At 50.7% G+C, this 21536-nt stretch carries 18 protein-coding genes and 1 pseudogene; 7 read left to right on the top strand and 12 right to left on the bottom strand.

The annotated features are described in order from the left end of the window. Positions 1–61: 61 nt before the first annotated feature. From JUK32_RS15240 to JUK32_RS15225, 4 genes are all read right to left on the bottom strand, one after another. A complete protein-coding gene (locus JUK32_RS15240; protein WP_204139714.1) occupies positions 62–1627 on the bottom strand; it encodes a glycosyltransferase family 39 protein in 1566 nt (521 codons plus the stop codon). Beyond that, positions 1608–2855, bottom strand: coding sequence for a hypothetical protein (locus JUK32_RS15235; RefSeq protein ID WP_239112691.1), 1248 nt, complete (start codon positions 2853–2855; stop codon positions 1608–1610). Before JUK32_RS15235 ends, JUK32_RS15240 begins: the two co-directional genes overlap by 20 nt. 306 nt (positions 2856–3161) lie before the next feature. Then, entirely contained in the window at positions 3162–3923 is a 762-nt protein-coding gene (locus JUK32_RS15230) for a phycobilisome rod-core linker polypeptide (RefSeq protein WP_204139712.1), read from the bottom strand. 226 nt (positions 3924–4149) lie between these two features. Continuing rightward, a complete protein-coding gene (locus tag JUK32_RS15225; protein WP_204139711.1) occupies positions 4150–4755 on the bottom strand; it encodes a phycobiliprotein lyase in 606 nt (201 codons plus the stop codon). An 82-nt stretch (positions 4756–4837) separates the two neighbouring features. Between JUK32_RS15225 and JUK32_RS15220 the strand changes: the two genes are divergently transcribed. Further along, a complete protein-coding gene (locus JUK32_RS15220; RefSeq protein WP_204139710.1) occupies positions 4838–6748 on the top strand; it encodes a mechanosensitive ion channel family protein in 1911 nt (636 codons plus the stop codon). 29 nt (positions 6749–6777) lie between these two features. After that, positions 6778–7716, top strand: coding sequence for an alpha/beta fold hydrolase (locus JUK32_RS15215; RefSeq protein WP_204139709.1), 939 nt, complete (start codon positions 6778–6780; stop codon positions 7714–7716). Between the two features lie 41 nt (positions 7717–7757). On the opposite strand, the gene JUK32_RS15210 is transcribed toward JUK32_RS15215, so the two are convergent. Genes JUK32_RS15210 through JUK32_RS15200 form a run of 3 tightly spaced genes read right to left on the bottom strand, consistent with a single transcriptional unit; the run spans position 7758 to position 10792 of the window. Continuing rightward, entirely contained in the window at positions 7758–8888 is a 1131-nt protein-coding gene (locus JUK32_RS15210) for a serine/threonine-protein kinase (RefSeq protein WP_239112688.1), read from the bottom strand. Between the two features lie 51 nt (positions 8889–8939). Next, positions 8940–10082: a cell wall metabolism sensor histidine kinase WalK gene (locus JUK32_RS15205; RefSeq protein WP_204139708.1), complete on the bottom strand. Its 1143-nt coding sequence runs from the start codon at positions 10080–10082 to the stop codon at positions 8940–8942. Next, positions 10079–10792: a response regulator transcription factor gene (locus JUK32_RS15200; RefSeq protein WP_204139707.1), complete on the bottom strand. Its 714-nt coding sequence runs from the start codon at positions 10790–10792 to the stop codon at positions 10079–10081. The genes JUK32_RS15205 and JUK32_RS15200 overlap by 4 nt, the downstream gene beginning before the upstream one ends. Before the next feature lie 128 nt (positions 10793–10920). Here JUK32_RS15200 and tsaA point away from each other — a divergent pair, with 128 nt between their 5' ends. From tsaA to JUK32_RS15185, 3 genes are all read left to right on the top strand, one after another. After that, positions 10921–11505, top strand: a complete 585-nt coding sequence (gene tsaA / locus JUK32_RS15195) for a tRNA (N6-threonylcarbamoyladenosine(37)-N6)-methyltransferase TrmO (RefSeq protein WP_204139706.1) — start codon at positions 10921–10923, stop codon at positions 11503–11505. Between the two features lie 243 nt (positions 11506–11748). Beyond that, positions 11749–12240 (top strand): CGLD27 family protein, encoded by a 492-nt coding sequence (locus JUK32_RS15190; protein WP_309224553.1) that lies wholly within the window; start codon positions 11749–11751, stop codon positions 12238–12240. 40 nt (positions 12241–12280) lie between these two features. After that, complete coding sequence (locus JUK32_RS15185; protein ID WP_204139705.1) at positions 12281–13234, top strand: asparaginase; 954 nt, start codon at positions 12281–12283, stop codon at positions 13232–13234. Positions 13235–13485: 251 nt separating this feature from the next. Here the strand turns inward: JUK32_RS15185 and JUK32_RS15180 are convergent. Further along, positions 13486–14279: pseudogene (locus JUK32_RS15180) on the bottom strand (IS5 family transposase). A gap of 728 nt (positions 14280–15007) precedes the next feature. Here JUK32_RS15180 and JUK32_RS15175 point away from each other — a divergent pair. Together JUK32_RS15175 and hetR are read left to right on the top strand one after the other, a co-directional pair. Next, positions 15008–15946: a hypothetical protein gene (locus JUK32_RS15175; protein ID WP_204139704.1), complete on the top strand. Its 939-nt coding sequence runs from the start codon at positions 15008–15010 to the stop codon at positions 15944–15946. A gap of 603 nt (positions 15947–16549) precedes the next feature. After that, positions 16550–17470, top strand: coding sequence for a heterocyst differentiation control protein (gene hetR / locus JUK32_RS15170; protein ID WP_204139703.1), 921 nt, complete (start codon positions 16550–16552; stop codon positions 17468–17470). A gap of 95 nt (positions 17471–17565) precedes the next feature. Here hetR and JUK32_RS15165 read toward each other — a convergent pair whose 3' ends face one another. Genes JUK32_RS15165 through JUK32_RS15150 form a run of 4 tightly spaced genes read right to left on the bottom strand, consistent with a single transcriptional unit; the run spans position 17566 to position 21454 of the window. Further along, entirely contained in the window at positions 17566–19647 is a 2082-nt protein-coding gene (locus tag JUK32_RS15165; RefSeq protein ID WP_204139702.1) for an NACHT domain-containing NTPase, read from the bottom strand. 44 nt (positions 19648–19691) lie between these two features. After that, positions 19692–20345 (bottom strand): cell division protein SepF, encoded by a 654-nt coding sequence (sepF, locus tag JUK32_RS15160; RefSeq protein WP_204139701.1) that lies wholly within the window; start codon positions 20343–20345, stop codon positions 19692–19694. Between the two features lie 39 nt (positions 20346–20384). After that, on the bottom strand, positions 20385–20852 hold the full coding sequence (locus JUK32_RS15155; protein WP_204139700.1) for a hypothetical protein: 468 nt from the start codon (positions 20850–20852) through the stop codon (positions 20385–20387). Between the two features lie 35 nt (positions 20853–20887). After that, positions 20888–21454, bottom strand: a complete 567-nt coding sequence (locus tag JUK32_RS15150) for a hypothetical protein (protein ID WP_204139699.1) — start codon at positions 21452–21454, stop codon at positions 20888–20890. Positions 21455–21536 lie beyond the last annotated feature (82 nt).

The raw sequence follows: 21536 nt of genomic DNA, 5'->3' as shown, positions 1-21536 counted from the left end.
GGGCAACTCCTTTACTTAATTTAACGCTTTGTTAGTCACCGTTGAATCAGCACGCGATCATTCAACGGCGATCGCTCGACTCGCAACTGACCCAAAACAGTCCGCCGGGAACGGGTAAGGCTTCAGGTTCACAGGCAAAGTGATTGAGCAGTTGCTCAGTGGGTTCAAACAGCAGCACTGTTTTGCTAAAAGTCGGCACTAGAGGCAGTTCAGGGGGCTGGGTCACCACCCAGGTCGTTGCGGGGGCCAAGTAATGGCTGAGCGAAATCACATTCCCTAGCGTGGTGCCTTGGGCCTGAGTCAAGATCGCTGGCTGCGGCCACTCATTAATGGCCGCAGCGATAGTGCGATTGTGATAGTTAAAGCCTTTGCTCCACCAAGTCGGTGCTTGGGCCATGGCCCACGAACTGGTAAACCCCATGCCTAAAAGTAACGCCACGCCCACAATAGCCAGCTGGCGGCGGTGCCGATATTGCCGTCCCAACCACCCCGCTACCGCCACCAGTGTGCCGACCAGTGCGGGCATAAAGTAGCGGGTGTGGCTGGACAGCACGCTGCCCCGTACCCAATCGCCCCCGATCAGGGCTGCCGTCGGCACTAACACCAGCGCCAGCACTAACAAACTAGACTCCTTGGGCAAATCTTTGGATAAAGAGAGCAAGATTCCCACCAATAGCAGCAGTAAAACGGGTGGCACCAGCCAAGAATAAGGATGCTCTAGCGGCAAATTCGGGTCGATAAATACTGATGCGAAGTGTAAGCCCCAAAGTTTGCTCATGACGTCGATGGGGTAACTCACTGCTGTGGTCCAATCTGTAGCTGATTGCCACGCTTGGCGATCACGCCACATTACTAGCAACCATGGTGAAAAGAGCCCTCCCGCCGCCGCGATCGCGATCGCCAGTTTGCGCCATTGGTGTTGAGACAGGGCTAACAGACCGTAAACCCCATGGGCCAGAACGATGAGTAGAGATAGGACTGATGTGTAAAATGTCAGGCTTAGGCATCCGGCATAGAGGCCCCAAGCCCGCCAATGGTGCAATCGCACGGCCCGGCGCAAGGCCCAAGTCGCGAGTACGGTGACCAATGACCACAGGGCGTACTGGCGCGCCTCTTGGGCATAGAGCAGATGCACGGGCGAGGCGGCCCACAATAAGGGCGCTATGATCGCGGCTTCCCAGACGGCAAAGAGTTCCCAGGCCAAAGCTGGCAAGGCGAAGAAGGTAATCGTGCTCGCCAGAACTGACAAGCTCCGGAAGGCCGTGACTGAAGTGCCAAAGACGTTAACCCACAGCCAGCAGAGCAGATAAAACAGGGGTGGATGTTCGGGATGGTCGATGAGCGATCGCCAAGTATTGGCAAATGTACTGCCCGGGGCAAAGGTCTGATATTGCAGAACGGTGCTAGTAGTGGTCGGCTCACCACTAAACAGTTGGGCCTCCACTTGTTCGCCGAGGTGTCCGGTCACCCGCAAAGCGGTGAAGACCTCATCGTGCCAAAACACCATTCGGTCTAACTGCCACCACCGCAAAGCTAAACCGATTAAAAGACAGAGCGCGATCGCCCCGAACCAAGGCGATCGCGCTTTCCATAATTGCTGTTTCAGCTTATGCGAAAGAATAGCCAAACTTGCCAAAATTGGTCAGCAGGGCAATGTTGGTATGCTCCAGCGTATTGACTAGCCAGGGCACGTCTTTACAAACGTACTTTTCGTGATGGTTAAACAAAACAGTTAACCGATTTTCTAGCCAGGGCTTCACCGCAGAGCAAAACAACACTACGCGCAAGAGCAATCCAACCGTCAAAGTCTGGCCAGCGTCATGGAGTAACTGCCAAAAGCGGCGAAAGACCGGCTGCTGACGCCCCTGGACGACGAGGAAATTGAGCAACTTTTGACAGGTCGTGATCACAATAAAGTCCGTCAGTCGCTGATCATCAAAATCACTCAGCGTCTCGCGCAGATACTGCCGCAGCGATCGCCGAAAATGGTTATTCACATACCGGGGATCAGCGTCTGCCAGCGGCGACAGTAAGTACTCCAAAAACTCTTCTTTGAAATCGCGGAAAGAGCGCACGGTTTTGCTGTAAGTACGAAACATCTGGGCTAAATCGCGATGGCTGCGATTTCCCTCGACCTTGCCGGTGTAATAGCTCAAGGCTTGAGCAAACTCATCTGAAGGCAATTGCGTTGGGTTTTGCACCGTTTTGCTGCCCTCCCGCTTTTGTTGGTCGCAGTAACGCGCGAGTTGCACCCCTAGCTTGGCCTCAGCTTCCTGTCGCAGCTTGCCGACCTGATTTTTCTGCTGCTGGTCGCTATCTTTCGTTAACAAACTGCTGTCATACAAAAAGGGATAACGCTTGAGCTGCTTGCCTACCGGCTGCTCGTCAATGGCGATCGGCGCGCCTGCGGCTGGGTCGTCGATTAAGTTGGCAAACCGTCGTAGGGCATCGTACTGCTCAGTTTGTGTAAAGAGACGACTCAGCTTACGGATGGTTTGGGTTTCAGCCATGGCGGCTGGAGTCGTCGGTACTTGCTCAAACATCTGCACTAAAGCTGGCACCGCCCAGTGATTACGTGGGTCAGTTGACCAGGGATTGGCGAGCGTATAGCTACAGCGGTTCAGCGTGTACTTAAACTCGCGTTCTGCATAGGGGCGATGGGCCAGTTCCACAACGATGTCCCAAATCGTTTCATCCGGGCAATAGTCCGCCTGAATGAACAATTGATGGAACTGTTGCAAAACCTCATCGGCATCTTGCTGCTGACGACATTGCTGCAAGAAACGATAAAGACGATTCTCAAGCTCAGCGGTGGAGGCATTTTGGTGGCTAGACCACGATTCGTAGGAATCCATAGGGCTCATGCTGGCAGACTACCCAATTTAGCGACGGGGACAGCGATCAAGCGACTAGCTAAAACTGCAATTAAATATATGCAACGATATGCGTTGCCTGCAGATTACCCGCAAAACCTTAAATCAGCAGATAAATGCAGACACTTTTCCGGCTGTCTACCGCCAATCATATCTGCAAGGTGGGCGCACGTCTGCTGCTTGTGACCATAACTGACTCTAGAACTGTGCAATGGGGATTGCAAAAAAGCACAAAAAAAGGGGGCAAACGCCCCCCAAACGAGTTCCCTTGAAGCAAATCTAGAGAGGCTAAGAAGCCACCTTGCGGTAAGGCACCGCAGTTGCAATGTTGATGTCGGCGGTAGTCACCCGAGCCGGAGCCTTGGAGTTGGGCTGGATTTTGCGAGCCATATCCAAAAATAGCTGCGGATTGCCCGCACTGGGGCGCTTGTCCTGAGGGACGAAGCGACGAACTTGAGACTGCCAAATCGACTGCGGAAAACCGAGGATAGAGCGGTAGTACTCGTCGTAGCGGGGCAGCTTCAAGTTGGTGGGCATTTCGCCTTCCTGGCGGCTCGCCAACACGCGACGGCGCTGATACGGCACCGCGTTAAACCCAAAGTTGCTGATGTATTCTTCACTGTCGAGCAGCTCATCAACGAACCCTTGAATGCCTTTGGTCGCGACAACGATAGACCAAGCGATTTTTTCGCGCTCGCTGTAAACCCGGCGGCCTAAGACACGCTCTACGCAATGCTCAACAAAGCGATAGTTATTGTTCTTTTCGTAGAAGCTGTTATAAAAGGTCTTCGACAAAAGCAGGCCCCGGATGAAATCACGAACAGTGATTTGCCCGTTGCGCAACTGGGACTCGAGAAAGGCTTCACGATCCCACTTGAAGGCGTAGAAGAAAATCTGACGATAAGCTGCCTCAATCAAGGCATCCATATCGGTAGAGTCTAAAAGGTCGTCGGTGCTAAAAGTGCGTGCTTGCTCGTCACCGCCAACGTCGTACCCTTCGACACGGGGGTTTTGACTGGAAGGGGAATAATTCAACAATGGAAGCGCCACGTCTGAATCTCCGATATCTGTAGAGTTTTTTACAATCGTTAGTGCCAATCATAGGGGATGGCGGTCAGCCACCCTGGCAATCCTGAGGAAATCATCACAGAGCTTAACATTCTGTCGAACCTAGGCGGGGCATTGATTTCAAGGTTCTATGATGGCTGGATGGGTGAATTAAAAACACCGCATCTGGGGATGCGGTGCGGCGAGCTTGATGTTTGGCAATGTTTCTTTACCAGCCGAGGGCGGAATACTGAGCGGCTGGAATGGCGATCGCTTCGGGCGCACTCTCAGGACTTGAGACCGGGCTGGACTCACTGGGAACATCGATCCGGGTTTCGACACAAAATGAAGCGGTGTTCGACAAGCCAATGACCGTACTGGTGCGGATGCGCGTGGTGGCGTTGGGGAACCAAAACCGTTCGACTGAACTCATCGTGGAGTAGTCCGTCGTCAAAATTAGGCCATCTTGGTCATCGACCTGATAATGGCCTACAACTGGCGAGGTTTCAGCGTAGCCCTTTTCGCGTAGCAGTTGCCCGGATTGCGCGGCGTCGGAGTCCGGGACTAGGACGAGTACGGTGGCCCCTTCTTGGGTTTGGCCTGCTTCATCCCACTGCATGGAGCCTTGCCAGCTCACTGCCGCGCCGCCGATGGCTCGGGCGGGATCAACATCGTGCATTTGACAAATTTCCACCACTTTCGGATCGGTAGCTTCGAGCACAGAAGCGGTGATTTCGAGCTGGCCGAGTTCCGTGCGGCGCATGGCGAGATGGTGGGTCGTGCGTTGGGAAATCCAGCGACCTTCACTCATCTGAAAGAAATCCATCGCTTCCATAGCTAAAGTCCGTCGTGAGTAACATGCAGTTTAGAGTTGTATCGATATTGTAAAGGGGAGTGTGTGAGGAGGTGGCAGAATCTTGAAGAATTTCCGTCGATTAATTCGGCTGCGATCGCTGCGCCGACGCCTGATACAGGGCCTTGCAGGCTTGCTCTTAGGACTGGGGTGTTGGACGATCGCCATGCCCATCGCGGTACCGAATGAGGTTGCTGCCCCTGGCGAGACCGCAGCACCGCCGGAGACCGCCCCCGAAGCTCCCCCGGCGGCTACAGATCCGCTTCTCGTGCCGCCATCGCAAAATCCGGTCATTAACCCTCTGCAAACGTGGACGCCACATCAAATCCGGGGATGGTTTACGGATAGTCAAGCTGAGCAGTCTGATATTGCGTCTATTCACCTTGACGGCCGCACTTTATTTCAGGTGGCGGCCCCCATTAATAATGAAGAAACTCTGAGTGCCCTGGAGCGGGCAACCGCCATTGAAAATGAGTTGGAACAGATCGCCGCGGATTTTTTGCGGGCCGATAATCCTGATGCCTTAACGGTGTCTTACGAAATTGATCAAGAGAGCAATCAACCGGTCATTTACGTCAATGGGCAAATGCTGATGACGGTGACCTACCTGGATGCGCGTCTGAACGGGGCGAATAGTCTGACCTTGCGGGCTCGACAAATCATGAATGACGTCGAGGAGGCACTAACTCGCTATTTTCAGCAGCGTCAGCCCGAATTTTTGTGGCGGCAGGTGCGCTGGGCGCTGGCGACGTTGTTGCTGACGCTGCTGGCGAGTTTTGCCATTAGTCATTTTGCCCGTCAGGTGAACGGGCGGCGGCGAGCGCTCAAGCAGGGAGCCTCATCCCCGGGGCGATCGCCCGACTCCGAAGCCAGGTCATTAGCGGCGTTGGGCAATGTGAATCACATGCGCACCACGCTATTGACCAAGCAGCGAATTAGTAGTCTCGGGATTATCCGCGAAGCGCTCCAGATTTCCCAGGTGTTTCTGTGGATTACCAGTGGGCTGGTGGTGCTGGGCTTTTTTCCTTACACTCGCTGGTTGCAACCGCTCATTGTGGATTTGATGCGGTTACCGATGCGATTGGTGTTGGCGGGGGTGTTGGCCTACGTCATGATTCAGTTAGCCAGTCTGTGGATTGACCGACTCTTTTTAATGTTCCAAGGCCGCACCGAGGCGCATTTGGAGCGATCGCAGCGCTTAATTTTGCGACTATCGACCTTTTCTCAAGTGATTAAAGGCGTGGTGGCGGTGGTCATTGTGGGTATTGCAGCCTTAATCATTTTGAGCTGGCTGGGTGTGCGCATCGGTCCCTTGGTAGCTGGTGCTGGTTTGATTGGTTTTGCGATCTCGTTTGCCTCCCAGAGCTTGATCAAAGACATCATCAACGGCTTTTTAGTCTTGGTCGAAGACCAGTATGGTGTCGGCGATGTGATTACGGTGGGGGCGATGTCGGGGTTTGTCGAAACGATGAACCTGCGCATCACGCAATTGCGGGCCACGGATGGGCAACTCATTACCATTCCCAACAGTCAGATTACCGTCGTGCAAAATCTGTCCAAGGAATGGTCACAGGTTGACTTGATGATTCCCGTGGGATTGACTGCTGATATTAATCAGGCTTTGCAACTGGTGGAAGATGAAGCGATCTTGATGAAGCAGGATGAGATTTGGGGGTCGCTGATTTTAGAGCCGCCGTTGTTGTTGGGGGTGGATGATTTGACCCACGCTGGGGCCACCATTCGCATTTGGATCAAGACGCAACCGCTGAAACAGTGGGATGTGGCGCGAGAATATCGTCGCCGCTTGAAATTAGCGTTTGAAACTGCCGAGATTCCTTTGGGAGTGCCCCAACAGGTGGTGCAATTGTCGGGCCCCCTGGCCCCCAGCCGAGTCATGATGAATGGCCACGAGCACACGGCGATCGCTGGCCCAACGACCGCTGACAGTGCCATTGATGTCGCCGCCGACGGCTAAAAGTATCCCCGCTCCCTCAGGTAGCCACTATGACTCTAGCAGTCCCAACTTTCACAGAACCCCCCATGGCCCAGCACCGCTATTGGTATTGGCGGGGCTGGCGCATTCGCTATTTGGTCATGCCCGCGCGATCGCCCCAGGTAGAGTTACCCCCGCTGCTGCTGCTCCACGGGTTTGGGGCAAGTCTGGCCCAGTGGCGCGACAATCTGCCTGAGCTGGCCCAAAACCGTACTGTGTATGCCCTGGATCTGCTGGGGTTTGGCGATTCTCAAAAGGCGGCCACGATCTTTAATACCGACCTGTGGAGTGCCCAGGTGCAAGCCTTTTGGCAAGCCTGGATTGGGCAACCTGTGGCCCTGGTGGGACACTCTTTGGGGGCGTTGGTGGCCTTGCACACGGCGGTCAAAACGCCAGAGATGGTGGAGCGGTTGGTGTTGCTCACTTTGCCCGCCGCCCGCGAAGAGTTGCTATCAGGTTGGATTGAAGCGGTTTCGCGCGGGGCGGAACGGCTCTTTTCGACGCCGTTACTGATTCGCCCCATTTTTCAAATCTTTCGCCGTCCGGGGGTGATTCGGGGCGCTTTGCGGGGGATCTATCAAGAACGCGATCGCGTGGATGAGGCGCTGGTGCAGCAGTTTGTGCAGCCGACGGCAGACCGGGGCGCGGCCCGCACCCTGTGTTATTTGGTGCGATCGCGCACGGAAATCCAATTCACTCCGGAAACCAAGCAATTGGTGCCGCAGCTCACAATGCCCACCCTGCTGCTGTGGGGTGAGGCAGATCGGGTGATTCCCCTCGCCTGGGGGCGGCAACTTGCGCCCCTCAATTCCCAGGTGACCCTACAAGTCATTCCCAACCTCGGGCATTGTGCCTATGACGAAGATCCGGCGCTCATCAATCGGCTCATCTTAGCCTGGTTAACGGCTTCACCAACGTCCCCTGCGACCGCTGTTGATCACCCTGATTGACTACACCCCGATTGACTACACCCAGGTTGCCGCATCCAGCCTCAAAAGTTGCGGCCGGGGGAGGCCGAACTCGTGTTCATCGAAAAGCCCGTGTTGGGAAACGCCTGAGAATCGGCTTTGTGATGGCGGGTGCGCCATCGGCGAATCGCGATCGCCTGCCGTTGAATCGGCGTTAAATATCCCTCTACCGCCCCCAACTCTGAATCTTGGGGAGCAGCGGCAGTTGTTGTCCGCGGCTGATAGCTGAGCCCCGGAGCCAGGTCGTCAAAATGCTCCTCCAGGAGCAGCGCCCGCATGACCGCCTCCACCGACTCATAGCGATCCGCCACATCGGGACAGAGCATCTTGGTCAAAACGGCCCCAAAATGGTCGCTCACCTCTACGAGATGCCGCCACAAAATGGCTCCCGTTTTGGGATCAGAGTCGAATTCGATCGGTGTTTTGCCAGTTAATAGAAAGAGACAGGTCATGCCCAAGGCATAAATATCGCTGGCATAGGTGGGCCGCAAAGCCTGCTGCTCGGGGGGAGCAAACCCCGGTGTGCCGACAAACTGCGTAATCGGAATCTGATAGCCGCCCTCACCCAAATCGCCAAGGCATTCGCGCACCGCGCCAAAGTCGATCAGGACGAGGCGGCCATCATCCACGCAGCGAATAATATTCGGGGGTTTGATATCGCGATGAATGATCTTGCAGCGGTGGATAAATTTCACTACGGGCAAAATTTCTCGCAAAAACTGCTTAACTTCCCGTTCGCTCTGCACGCCATCCCGGCGCACTTCCCGCGTCAAAACCTGCCCTGGCACATATTCCTGCACCAGGTAAAAGCCGTCGTTAATGGTGAAATAGTCCAGGAGTCGGGGAATCTGGGAATGGCTGCCGACCTTGGCTAAGACTTTGGCCTCTTTGCGAAAGCGCCGTTTGGCCCGCTCTAGCGAGAGGGGGTTACTGACCTTGGGGCAGAGCTGTTTGATGACACAGAGGGGACTGCCCGGAATGCCGCCGTCTTGGGCCAGATAGGTGACGCCAAAGCCGCCCGCTGCCAGCACTTTGACAATGCGGTAACGCTCCCGAAACATATGTCCCGGCTTATGGAGCTGACGACGACGTGCGGAACGCTGGGCAGCGCCTCGATAATCCGATAGTTGCAGTGGTGAATCCTGGATAGTCATATCGGAGTGGCCAAGGTGTCTGGGTTATCTCACCGGGTAGGCTTCCACAGATTACACGGTTTCTTCGTGAAGTGGGGGAGCCGTCGGCGCGGCGATCGCTGAGGCGATGGGCAAATTAAACCGGAAGATGCTGCCCTGACCGATCGCGCTTTCTACCTCAATATGCCCGCCGTGTAGCTCGATCAAACGACGACAAATGGTGAGTCCAATGCCTGTGCCGCCAGAGACGCGATCTCGAGAGCGATCGGCCCGCCAAAAGCGATCGAAGACGTGGGGCACATCTTCGGGGGCGATCCCCGGCCCGGTGTCGGCGATCTCGACCCACAGTTGTTTGGCCTCACTTTTTGCACTCACCCTGACCGTGCCCTCCTGAGTATGACGTAAAGCATTGCTCAAAAGATTCACCATTACTTGCTCAATGCGTTCGGCATCAGCCTGGGCTAACGGCAACTTTGGCGGGACATCGAGCTGAATCTGGACAGGCGCGTCGGGCAGTTGTTGGTCGGCAAATCGGCGCACGACGTAATTCAGAAGCTCTCGCAGATCAGTCGGCTGCGGATGAATCGGTAAATAGCCCGACTCTAGCTGCGACAGTTCCTGCAAGTCGTTGACCAACCGTTGCAGCCGCTGGGTTTCCCGCGCGAGGCGTTCGTACACCACCGGATCCGGGGCGATCGTGCCGTCGGCCATCCCCTCTAAATAACCCTTGAGAATCGTCAACGGGGTGCGAAGTTCGTGGGACAGGTCGCTGACTAAATCGCGCCGTCGCTGCTCCACGCTCTGAATATCAGCGGCCATGTGGTTAACGCTGTGAGCCAGGCGTGTGAGTTCCAGAATTTCATATTCGGGTAGCCGCCGATCCAAATCACCCGCCGCAAACGCCCCCGTAATTTCCTCCATTTCCAACAGCGGTTCGATGATGCGTTTGGACATCCAGTAGCTCAGGGAACTAGCTGAAATGCCCCCCACTAACGCCGCCCACAACATGCCCCGACCCCAGGCGAACTGAAACACATCGACCAGTTGGCCCTGAATTTGTGCGGCCCGAAAACTGCCCATTTCGACTCGCCGCAGCCGCAACACAAAAATGCGCGGGGTATATAGCCAGCCCACAGTCGTCAGGGTCAGCATGCCGATCGCCAGTACGATCAGCTGAGCACGAAATAGGCGACTGCGCAGGCTGGGTTTACTCATACGACATCCGGCTCGTCTTCAAATTTGTAGCCCACGCCGATCACGGTTTTGATAAACGTCGGGTGGGCCGCATCGGGCTCTACCTTTTTGCGCAGGCGCGCCACATGGGCATCGACAATGCGTTCGTCGCCGTAAAAGTCGTCACCCCAGAGTTTTTCAATGAGTTGTGGGCGGGTCCACACCCGCCCCGGATAGCTGACAAACGTAGCGAGCAGGTCAAATTCCAGCGTGGTGAGGGAAAGCATTTCGGGGTCACTGCCGGGTTGCGATCGCACCGCTTCCCGCTGTTGGGGATCAATCTGGAAATGGGGACTTTGCAACTGGGGGGATTGGCCGCCCTGGCGGAGACTGCGACGCAGCAGCGCCCGCACCCGCGCCACCAGTTCACGGGGACTGAAGGGCTTCACTAAATAATCGTCGGCCCCGGTGGAGAGGCCAATGATGCGATCGAGCTCTTCCCCTTTGGCGGTCACCATCATAATGTAAGGATCTTTTTCGCCGGGCTGTTGGCGGATGCGGGCACAGACCTCTAAGCCATCGAGTCCTGGCAGCATCAGGTCTAGCACCACCACATCGGGCTGAACCGTCTGCGCCATGTGCACCGCTTGGGCACCGTGGTGACACAGGTGGACGGTGAAGCCTTCTTTTTCCAAATACAGCTGGATCAGATGGGCGATTTCTTGTTCATCTTCGACAACCAGAATGTCCATGGGGGTTACTCAAGCCAGAACTCGTTGAACGGGGCAGTGACGCAGGGGCTGGGTGGGCGCTCGGTGCAGCCACAGTCGGCTCAATTCTAGCCCTATGCTAAAGGGCAGATGTCGATCTGTGGATGGCCATGCCCAAACTACCGCCCAAGGACTATATCGAGTCGGTCGATTGGCCGCAGACGGTGACCCTACAGCCCATTGGCTGGGTGCGATCGCCCTATACCGAGCGCCACGGTACGCCGCGCCAGTCGCAGCTCTCCCATCCCCCCGCCGACTACGAGCCCGCGATCGCCCGCATTGAGCTGTTTGAGGATGTCGTGCCCGCGATCGCCCTCAAAGACTTGGCTGGCTTTGACTATCTCTGGGTCATAGCCTGGCTGCATCTGAATCAACATTGGAATCCCACCGTGATGCCGCCGCGCGGGCCACGGGTGCGGCGGGGCACTTTGGCCACCCGCGCCCCCCATCGCCCCAATCCCCTTGGCCTCAGTGCCACGCGCCTTCTCCGCGTCGAAGGCAATGTGATTCATGTCGCGGGCATTGACTTTTTAGATCGCACCCCCGTGCTGGACATCAAGCCCTATGTACCCTATTGCGATGCCTTTCCCCAAGCCCAGGCTGGTTACGTGGATGCAGCGGAAGCGGCGATCGCGGCGGAAACGGACATCTTTGGCCAGGCCGGACACCCCCTGAAGTCGCCCCCCTCTGACTAAAGGCTCAGGAATGAGGAGCCAATAACATCCAAATTGCTAGGGCAGGTATCTTGCCTGCCTTGGGACAGCCGAGACGGCGATTCCAACTTATCCAACGCTCATTGCGAAGGGGTGGTCAGACCGTCCCAGCCGTCCCCTGCCCGCAATCAAAATTGCTTAATCTCTCGCCTGGTGGCGAGTAATTTTCACCATTGAAAATTCACGTTAAGGTAGCGAAGTAACTCTTACGCACTCACTGGCGCTGTGATTAAGTCTCGTTGCCCGGTTCCACCAGAACAGTTGCCCATTAACCAATACGAAGACATGCGCGACTCCTGGTTCTACGCCTGGGGCCGTCGAGAGTTGACCGGCTATCTCAAGCCCATCGTGATCCTGTGGTTGCTGAGCTGGGTGGTGACGGGGCCGATGGTGGGTGCGAGCTATGCCCCCGGGCGCTATCCCTTACCCTTTGGTTTGCTGGCGGCGGCGGGCGCGTTCATCTTGCCGATGCTATCGCTCTCGCAGCTGTATGTCGGTTGGCTGCACATCGGTCAGCGTCTCCAACAAGCCACCGTGCCCTACGAAGAGTCGGGCTGGTATGACGGTCACGTTTGGCCCAAACCGGAAGAGGTGCTCAATCGCGATCGCCTCATTATGGATTACCAGGTCAAACCCATCTTGCAGCGAGTTCGTAATACGTTGGCTTTGCTGCTGGGGATTGCAGTAGCATTGGTCATAGCTTGGAAAGTTCTGTAATTCATTGCCTTTATGACCTCTGTATGTGAGAGTCTTAGCCATGACTAGGGCCAAACGTTATCAATCTCCTGAACTCGAAGTTCAGCTCCTTCGCGAAGGCATTATTGAGTCGGTGCATATCGGTCATGCCGTCGTCTGTGACAGCCGGGGCCGCATCTTGTCCGTAGCGGGCGATGGTGATGCTGCTACCTTCATTCGCTCTTCGTTAAAACCTTTTCAGGCGTTGGCGGTGGCCGCTGCGGGCACCCTCGAACGCTATGAGCTAGACGATCGCGACCTGGCCATCATGTGCGCTTCCCACCAGGGCCGGATTGAACAAGTGCGCCAAGCTTTCCACATTCTCTGGAAAGCCGAGTTAGAACCCAACCAATTGCAGTGTCCGGTGCCCGCCGGCAAGCAAAGCTCGCTAGAGCACAACTGTTCGGGCAAACATGCGGGGATGTTGGCCCTCTGCCAGCAGCGTAACTGGCCCTTGGCTAGCTATTTGCAGCGCAACCATCCTTTACAGCAATTCATTTTGAACACCGTGGCCGAGCTGTTGAGTATGCCTGCTGATGAGTTCATCGGAGCGCACGACGATTGCGGCGCACCCACCTATCTCATGCCGTTGCGACAAATGGCCATTCTGTTCGCCAAGCTGGCCTCTGGCGACAATCTGGAAATGGAGCGCATCGTGCGGGCGATGACCCATCATCCAGAAATGGTGGCGGGTCCGGGCGCTTTTGATACTGAACTGATGCGCCTCACCGAAGGCGAACTGGTGAGCAAATCGGGGGCCGAGGGCATTCAATGCATTGGTCGTGTAGGGCAAGGCATGGGCCTGGCGATCAAGGTGCGGGATGGCAGCAAGCGAGCTAAACATGCGGTAGCGGTGCATCTGCTCAAGCAATTGGGGTGGGTGTCGCCCGATACGGCGGAGCAATTGGCCGAAAGCTTCATGATGCTGAGCCCTTACAAACGACTGGATGTGCAAGGCGATCTGGACCTGATGTAGGCCCTCTTGATTGTTATCATTTCCCTGGGTAACCCATTTTTCTCAAAAGCTTTATGGGTAAACTGTTTGTCCATTTAGCAGAAAGCTATGGGCACTCAGTTTTTACAGGAAAATACGTTCTGATCTAAATAGACTCCTCAGTGCTGTGTAGGTAAATAACGCATCGGTAAGGGGTTAACAGCCCCTCACTATTACACAAGCGTAGGAAATACATTTTAGAGGGTGTTTTAAAAGTTTTGGCGGGTCAAATTTTATGCCAAGCGCCTGACCATGATGCGGATCATGGCGAGGTAGATGAAGGTCTCCGAAGTCTCTGGCAACTGCTCATAATCGCGGACTAGGCGTCGACAATGCATCAACCAGCCAAAGGTGCGCTCCACCACCCACCGCTTTTTTAGCACCTGAAAGCCTTTCGTCTGCTTCGGACGCAACATCACCGGCACGACCCAACGACAGGTATCCATCACCCATCGCAAGAAATTCTCGCCCCTAAAGCCCCCGTCCGCCCAAATTGTCACTAGGCGTTGAATACTACGCGGCTCCAAGGCTGTGACCCGCTGCAATAAGGTTTTTGCCCCATCCCGTTCCGGGGTACTCGCGGCCGTGACGAATACCGCCATCACCAAGCCCAGGGTCTCGACCGCCAAGAAGCGCTTCCGTCCTTTAATCTGTTTCCCGGCATCGTAGCCGACGGCATCGTTTACCCCAGCGGCGCTCTTGACACTTTGACTATCAATAACGGCTTCCGACGGGCTCGTCTGCCGACCTTGCTCGATGCGATACCATTCGCGCATCCGGTCATGAATGTGTTGCCAGGTGCCATCTTTGCGCCAGTTGCGAAAGTACGTATACACCGTCTGCCATGGGGAAAGTCACCCGGCAGGGCACGCCACCGCACCTCTTCGACCAACACATACAGAATGGCATTAATCACCGCATAGACATCCACCGTACGCGGTCGTCCCCCAGGTTTGGCCGGCGGCGGCAGGTCACTGAACAAGTCAAATTGGTCACGGCTCAGGTTGCTGGGATATTCTTTAACCATTGGCTTTCTCAGGGCTCCGTAAATCAATACTCGCAGCCTACACTGAGAAAGCTTTTTTACTCATTGCCCGACTTTTAAAACACCCTCTAAGCTTCTTCACCCGTTTCATTAATTTCTGTAGGCTGCTTGATCCAAAAGCTCGTTACAGAAAAACATTTTCTTGAGCTGAAACCATGCAACCTGGTGGACTTGTCAACCCAGAAACCGAGTCTCTAGGAATATTGCTCTGATGCTCCAATAGCAAGACTAGCTGCTGTATAGCTTAGTAGATTTTCCTATGCAGCTAATCTTTTGATCTGCTCTCTGCGCCCGCAGGCAATACTCTTACATGTCAAGTTTCTAACAACAATCCTCAGCAAAACGGTGGTCAACACGATTGACTCCAAAATATCGTCCCAGATTGACCACAAAACACTTCATCCCCAAATAAGTTATTGAAGTGAAGCTAATTCACACAAGACACGGACCATCATCATTGCCAGCAGCTTTGAAATTGACCTGAAAACTATTAGCCAAGACAACTTTGGGGACACTTGGGGAATGCATCAGTTCCTAATAAGCAGCCCTATAATCACGCAAAGCTTTGCATTATACTGCGTTTTTTGAGAAATGCAAGAAAAATCCTAGAAATCATGCCCCGAAAGTGTTTATTCGGAAAAGACCCTCTATTCTGTGGGCCATTGCCCTAGCAAGCATAGGGCATGTTTGTCGTTTAAGGAAAAAACAAAATGGCCTTATCTCAATGTCAGATGTGTATAAACCTTAGTGCCTGTGGTTGCACCGTAAACCCTAGCTATCACAAGGCATACACCATTCTTTCTGGAGATTTAGAAGAAAGTTCATCTACCTTTGTTGTCGACCTCATCGAGCCCTGCGAAGACTGGGATGAGGCGGTTGAGTTAGATTTACGGATTAGCTTGAAAGCAATGGAATGCCTGTGCGATATCAAGTTGACGGCATCTCAAACAATACTTCTAGAACCTTTATTGGAAATTGCCAATAAGCTCACAGAGACTTCGAGGTTACACGTTTTAGCAGCTAATGGGCAGCAGCTCGGTGTTTATCCTATTCAAGAGCAAGAAACCGTTGAGGCTGATACATTCCATACCAACGGTCATGTACCGACGCTCGCGCGTAAAGAAAGCAGTCCAGAGGAAGTAGAAGAGACAGAAGCAGCATGCACTGAAAGCAACCTTGATGTAGACACCTTCGAGACAGAACTCTCTCAACTGCTTGAGGATGAAAAACATGAAGTTACCTTGTCAGGCGATAACAATAAGACACCTAAAGGATTAACTGGTGAGTCAACAGCAGATGAGAAGTCAAAATCTGGGCAAGAATCTGAAGTGAATACTGAAGACTCTCCCACACAGACAATATATTTAAGGACTAGCGACACAGACCTCGAAATTGAGCCAAGCGCTTCAAGTCCCTCTTTGAAACCGCAATCAAAGGAAATAGCTCGTTCTTCTCAGCCTGCGAATCAGCAGACTTCATCAACGGGTGAATTGGACAGTTTCTGGGTGACAAAGCGACCTCAAAGTTCTTCAAACTCATCGAGAGATCACAACAGCGGCCAACAAGCTAAGCGGTTAAATGACAGTAATCGCGGATCTGGCAGATCAAAGTCAGGGTTGACAGAGCCGGGAGTATTTTTTACGCTGTAGCATAATAAAAAATCTCTGGCCAAACGTAAAATCATTCACTTGGGCTATATCTTTAGTATAGCCCAAGTGAATTTTTATCCAAAAATATCAATTTTATAAACTGATACAGCAGTTCCTGAGCCCGTGAGGTACAACGTAATCCCTGAAGTCCTTGTCACGCTTGAGTTTTAGATCTAGACTTGTACCTCATCCAGCGGAGAAACGCTGTAGTTCCAATAGATAAGCTGTATCATGAGTATTTAACTCACTAAATACGTTTTTACCACTTCCAAGGCACAATCAACAGTTGTTTGCCAAAAGTCTACTATTGCATTTCTACATATAATCGCCATCCCAACCTTAGAAATAGAAACTAGAGAAAAATAATAAGCTTAAAAATTGGCCTCTCAAGATCATCAGATAGTGACTGAGATCTTGAGAGGCCAATTTAGCGAGTGTCTTTGTGGTCGCATAGAGATTCGTAATCAAACAAGAGTGTTGCTTTGCCGATTCGAAATTCATCAGGCTTATATCTAGGCAGAGTTTATCTACAACGACTTAGCTTAGAGTATAATTTTTTTATCAAAAACCTGTTTAATAAATTTTCAATAAATCAAATTTAGAATGAATAAAATAAATGAGTTGCTCGGCAATAGCCATTACAAGCTTGTAGAATCTGTGTTGTCTGATGACATAGATCATCTGCTGCTTTATATCGCTGTAGCATCGATGAAGTTTTCAGGCCATCGCTATGGCTCTTTCTTGGATGCGGCGACTACTGCAGCGAAGCTTGCCATATACACTACATACCTGGAACAAGATAGAAAGTTGCGCCGGACTGGTCTGATTCACCACGTTGAGACAAAGCGAGTTAAAGCAATTGTCAGGGAAGTCGAATCGGCGATCATAGATGGAGATGAGCTAAAGTCATTTGGTTCAAAAGAACCACGCTATTTGATTGGGTTCCCCCATATGTGGATAAAAAAGTACCCATACGTAAGTGGGCCTAGATTTAAGAACTACGAGATCACTAGAAGAGAGTTGACCTATCTTGAAAATATGTTGCCCCAGGCAACACCTTCGGCCTTAGTGCTCAGCAATCATCAGTTTATGGAAGTCTTAGAAGAGATGCATTCTTGCTATATAAGTGAAAAAGTGAACAATCAAGCCTCTGTTCTTAGCGATGCGATGGCAGAGCACATGAAATACTGTTTATTAAGTTCTGGGACGGTACTGAGAGTTAAGCTTGAACAAACGAACGAATCCGTTTTTTTGTTAGCAAAAACAACCTATTCTCCCAATCAATATAGCTCCAGGGTTGGAGAAGTTATTCGAGATACATTAGACTTCTTTAAGAGCATGAGGCTATGGGCTCAGAAGAGTCGAAATGTTTTTAGGGCACTTGAAATGCTGCAAATTAGACCCGAAGATCAGGAAGAAGCTTATAAAGAACTAGATGTTTTTCTCCTTGATTGGGCGAATAAGTATCACAGCGAAAATGGTGAATCGAGGATTTTGAACCTGACGGTTGGCCCTAAGTATTAAAGAAGACCAACATGAAATCGTGCAAACATTCTTTATTGAAAGAACAAGAAACTATTATGGCAGTAGATGCGCTTGGATTCACAGATTCTCTGAAATTATTGTGATGGTTTAAATTCGTGTTTAATTGGCATAAAAGATTTGCCTATTTTATCGACTATCTGGGGCGATATTTGTCTCGAATAATCTTTACACTTGAAGATCAAATCATACGCATACAAGTAGTCTTTCAAGGCTTCAATGTCTTCAGTTTCAAATTCAAGATCGCCAGGCTTCAAGTCAAGTAAAGTCAACCAGTACTGATAAAGATAATCAGAGATTTTTTGACGGCTCAGGCGAGCTGTGAGTTCATGTTTTGATTTATCCCTTAAGAAGATCAAAATATTTTCAAGCTTATCACTGAATTTTTGAATCTTTTCAGTGTCTTTGAGAGCATTTGAATTTAAAAGCTTCTTCGCCAGGCTATTTGAGATATTAATCAGAGCCAATTCATCTAAATATCTAAGTAGCTTGGGGTCTATCGTATAGGTTTCAATAGAGATTTTCTGTCTTTTCGAGAGAATGTTGTTGATCTGACTATTGCAGGAGAATAGAGTTTTCCTGAATTTACAGTTATCTTGGTAAGTGATAATGATGTCGATCAACACAGAAAGTATCAATCCTGTTTTTCTGCTATCTCTGACAGTATTTTGTGTGGTACTTGTCATTTCCTCAATTCGGTTTGCTAACTTTCTTAGTCGAGGCGTCATCAATAAAAAATTCATGTGATTGAGCATAGAAGAAATCAAAAAATCCGAGTTTTTAATCCCTGCAGCAAGGATAAATATGTTTCTCCATTGACGATCTGAAATATGACTCTCCAAAAAGATATTTAAATAATGATTCAAGAAAATAATGGAGTAAGCTGTCAAATATTCTTGGATACTTCGAAATGCAAAACGATAGCTGCCATCAGAGTTCTGCTCTAAAATGCCATGCTTATATTGAAATTCATGCAGCAGTTGACTCGGATTAGTAGAGTCAGTACTATCTAAATTTCGCGTTTCTGGAATACTGAAAGTTTCTATAACCTCTATCTTCAGAGATGCATTGTCTAGGTTTTGTGATGCCTTTAATGCCAGTCTCGACAAAATTTCTTCTTTGAGGTGGGCAACATTATCAGAAGTGTCAATTCCTTTCTCTCTAGACCAGTCAATCAGTAGCGTTTTTAATGCATTTTCATAGAGCACTAAAACATTCGAAGACGACGCATTCGCTTTTGAGAAAGAGCTACACGTAATTGTGAGCAGCAGTGGGCTCCTCAAGAAATCAAGCGGAAATAAGGCCCTCTCCCTAAAAACTTTCAATAAGAGCTTCCCAAATGAATCATCTTGACAATCAAACCATTTGTTAATGAAAGATAATATCTCAGACTCTCCAAAGGGATGTACATAAGAAGAATTAAAGCCCAGTAAATTTCCGAAAGGAATTTCCTCTTTTCTTGCGAGGATATATCTATTGCTGGGAAATCTCTCTACTAATGCACTCACTTCACTTAGGCGAATTGATTGCTGAGACTGACTTAAATCATCAACACTGTCAATCAGCAGTAATAAGTCTCCCCTCTTGAGAGTGGTTTCCGCAAAATTGTGAGCATCTGGAACTCCAGCGATTTCAAATTCTTCAACAATTATTTCATGAATTTCTCTGTCCGAATATAAGTGACTGTTCAAATCTAGATAAACAGGAATCTTATTGTGAATATAAAGACAGTTCTCATCTTGGCTCAATGCTTCTAAAGCAATGTATTTGAGGGTTAATGTCTTACCTGAACCGACTTTTCCAACTAAGATTAGATACTGATTTTCATTTACACGATCAAAAATTGATCTGTAGCAGACTGTGTCATCAATAGCCAACTCTGGTTTGAAGACTTTAGACCGATAACTTTCCTCTGCAGTGGGCTTATGATGACAGTCTGAGCAAGGAATTGGAACGTAGATCTCACTCAGTTCCCGCTCAGTGTTGCTTCCAGACAATCTCACCTTACCGTATCTTGATTTGAAGTTGTTCTGATATTGCTTGGAGGTTTCATAGATAAGTTGTCGAATTTTTAAGTCAACCTTTTCCCATATTTTGTTGTCCCAGGCACAGGAGAATGAGATTAGTAGTAGCTTTGAAATCAATTCAGCGGTAAACACTTTATTACTCTCCACTGCCATGAGCTAAAAATACTGGACTAGGCTTAGCAAGCCTCCACCAGCAAATGATCTTGAAGTGGGAGATCGTTTGCATAATGTTCGGTCAAATCACCAGTCTCTAATTCTTCATTGGTGATTCGAATTGTGTTAGGGGCAAATAGAAAAGTATCTTCGCCCACTCTCTCAGCAGATCCATCAATAATGCTGGTGCCACCAGAAATGACATCTAGAACTCTCTGCTTTTCTCTAACTGCCGTGCAAAGTAAATTGACGATAACGAGCTTTCTTTCGCCTAATTCTTTTAGGGCCTTTCCAACTTCGTCGAAGGTTGTCAGGTTAATAATGGCGACTTCACATGGCTGTTTTTCCAGACCAGTAAAATTCTTAAAACTTGTTTGCGGCAGTGGAATAGTGGATGCCTGAGTTCGCTTAGGAAGTGGAGGGCTGACATTGCGATGGTTACGCTGAAAGTCAACGATCTGAGCAGGGAATGGAACCTGACTCATGGAACTACCCTGAGGGCTTACACGGTCATCATTATCAGGAAAAAACGTCGGTTCTTCAGAAAGTCTAGGATGCCGACTCGTTCTGACAATCTCTTCATTTTCTTGGAGCCAAAGATCATTATAGTTAGCATCTTTATCCTCTGGTTCTAACCAGCCAAGCGCATCTAGTACGCCTAAAATCATCCTTTTCATGCTGCCTCCTTGAGTAGATTAGATTAGGCTTGGCATCAGTCAAAGTTGACTGACAAGTTTGGCACATGCGGCAATATTTGGATTTGGGGAATGCTTTCGAGTAGTTATCTTGGTGAATTTCAAGTCTCGCTCTAACTCAGAATCACTAGCTGTTCGATGGCTTGATGCGGGCTGCTGATTGGCTAATTCGGGTACATTCTTGCGGTTTTCGTAAAGTTCAAGTTCTGCGAGCAAGGCTTTGACTATTTTTCTGCAGAAGTAGTCCGCAAAGTCGTGATCAAAGTTTGGCAACGCTTTTCCTCGAGAACACCAGTTATCAAGGATTCGATTTACTGAACTAGCTTTATATCGACCTTGATATAAAGCTTCTACGACTGCAGCTAGAACCCACTTGTTGGGATATAAATCTAGCCATTCCTTAATCACTAAAGGTAATGATCCACCGTTCAAGTCGAACCCATAGTGAGTCAGCATAATGGCGGTAGTTAAGGCCGGATCTTTTTTCATGGCTCACCTTTCTGACATAAATAAGTACTGCAGGCTTATACCTTGCGCCCTGTGAAGATGCTCATAAATTCATCAGATCGAGGTTTTCTTTGCACTGAACTCCAATCAGTGGTGTGGGCAAATCCCAGATTATGAAGATTTTGAATCGTAGCTTTGATACCTGCTGGGGTGCCGATCGCGAGCAACTTGCACTCAGAGTTGCCATTTTTCACAGTTTTTCTCTTCGTGTGGCTTAACTTAACGTGGGCCTGTGAAATGGGAACCAATTCCCCCAACCGGCCAGACCCACGATCGCCAGAACACGTAGGAACGTCTCTCGAAGGCGGTTTCATACTCGATGCCAGCATGGTCTTTTCCTCAGTCAAGGCTTGGCTAATTTCGTGATGGGCGAAAAAGCGGCTTTCGATATTACAAACAGGGTGACAGCGGTAGTAGGGACCATACTTACCAGACACATGGGCGTCAATCTCCCACCAGTGACCATCTTTGAGAAAACGCGTGCCGTCTGCCACTAGGCCCTGCCGATGATCTGATTTGGTCTGCTCAGATTGGCGTTGACTGGAGTTGATGAACTGACGTGGAGTCTTTACCTGCTTCAACATAAGGCGTTCCTGTTTTGAGACTTCTTAGATGTCACCCACGGGGAACATCGACACCATTAATCTACATGAGACGTAGAAAAAA

Source organism: Halomicronema sp. CCY15110 (assembly GCF_016888165.1).
GTDB lineage: Bacteria > Cyanobacteriota > Cyanobacteriia > Phormidesmidales > Phormidesmidaceae > Halomicronema.
Note: the sequence above shows the minus strand (reverse complement) of the source record. Positions and strands in the feature narration are given on the sequence as shown.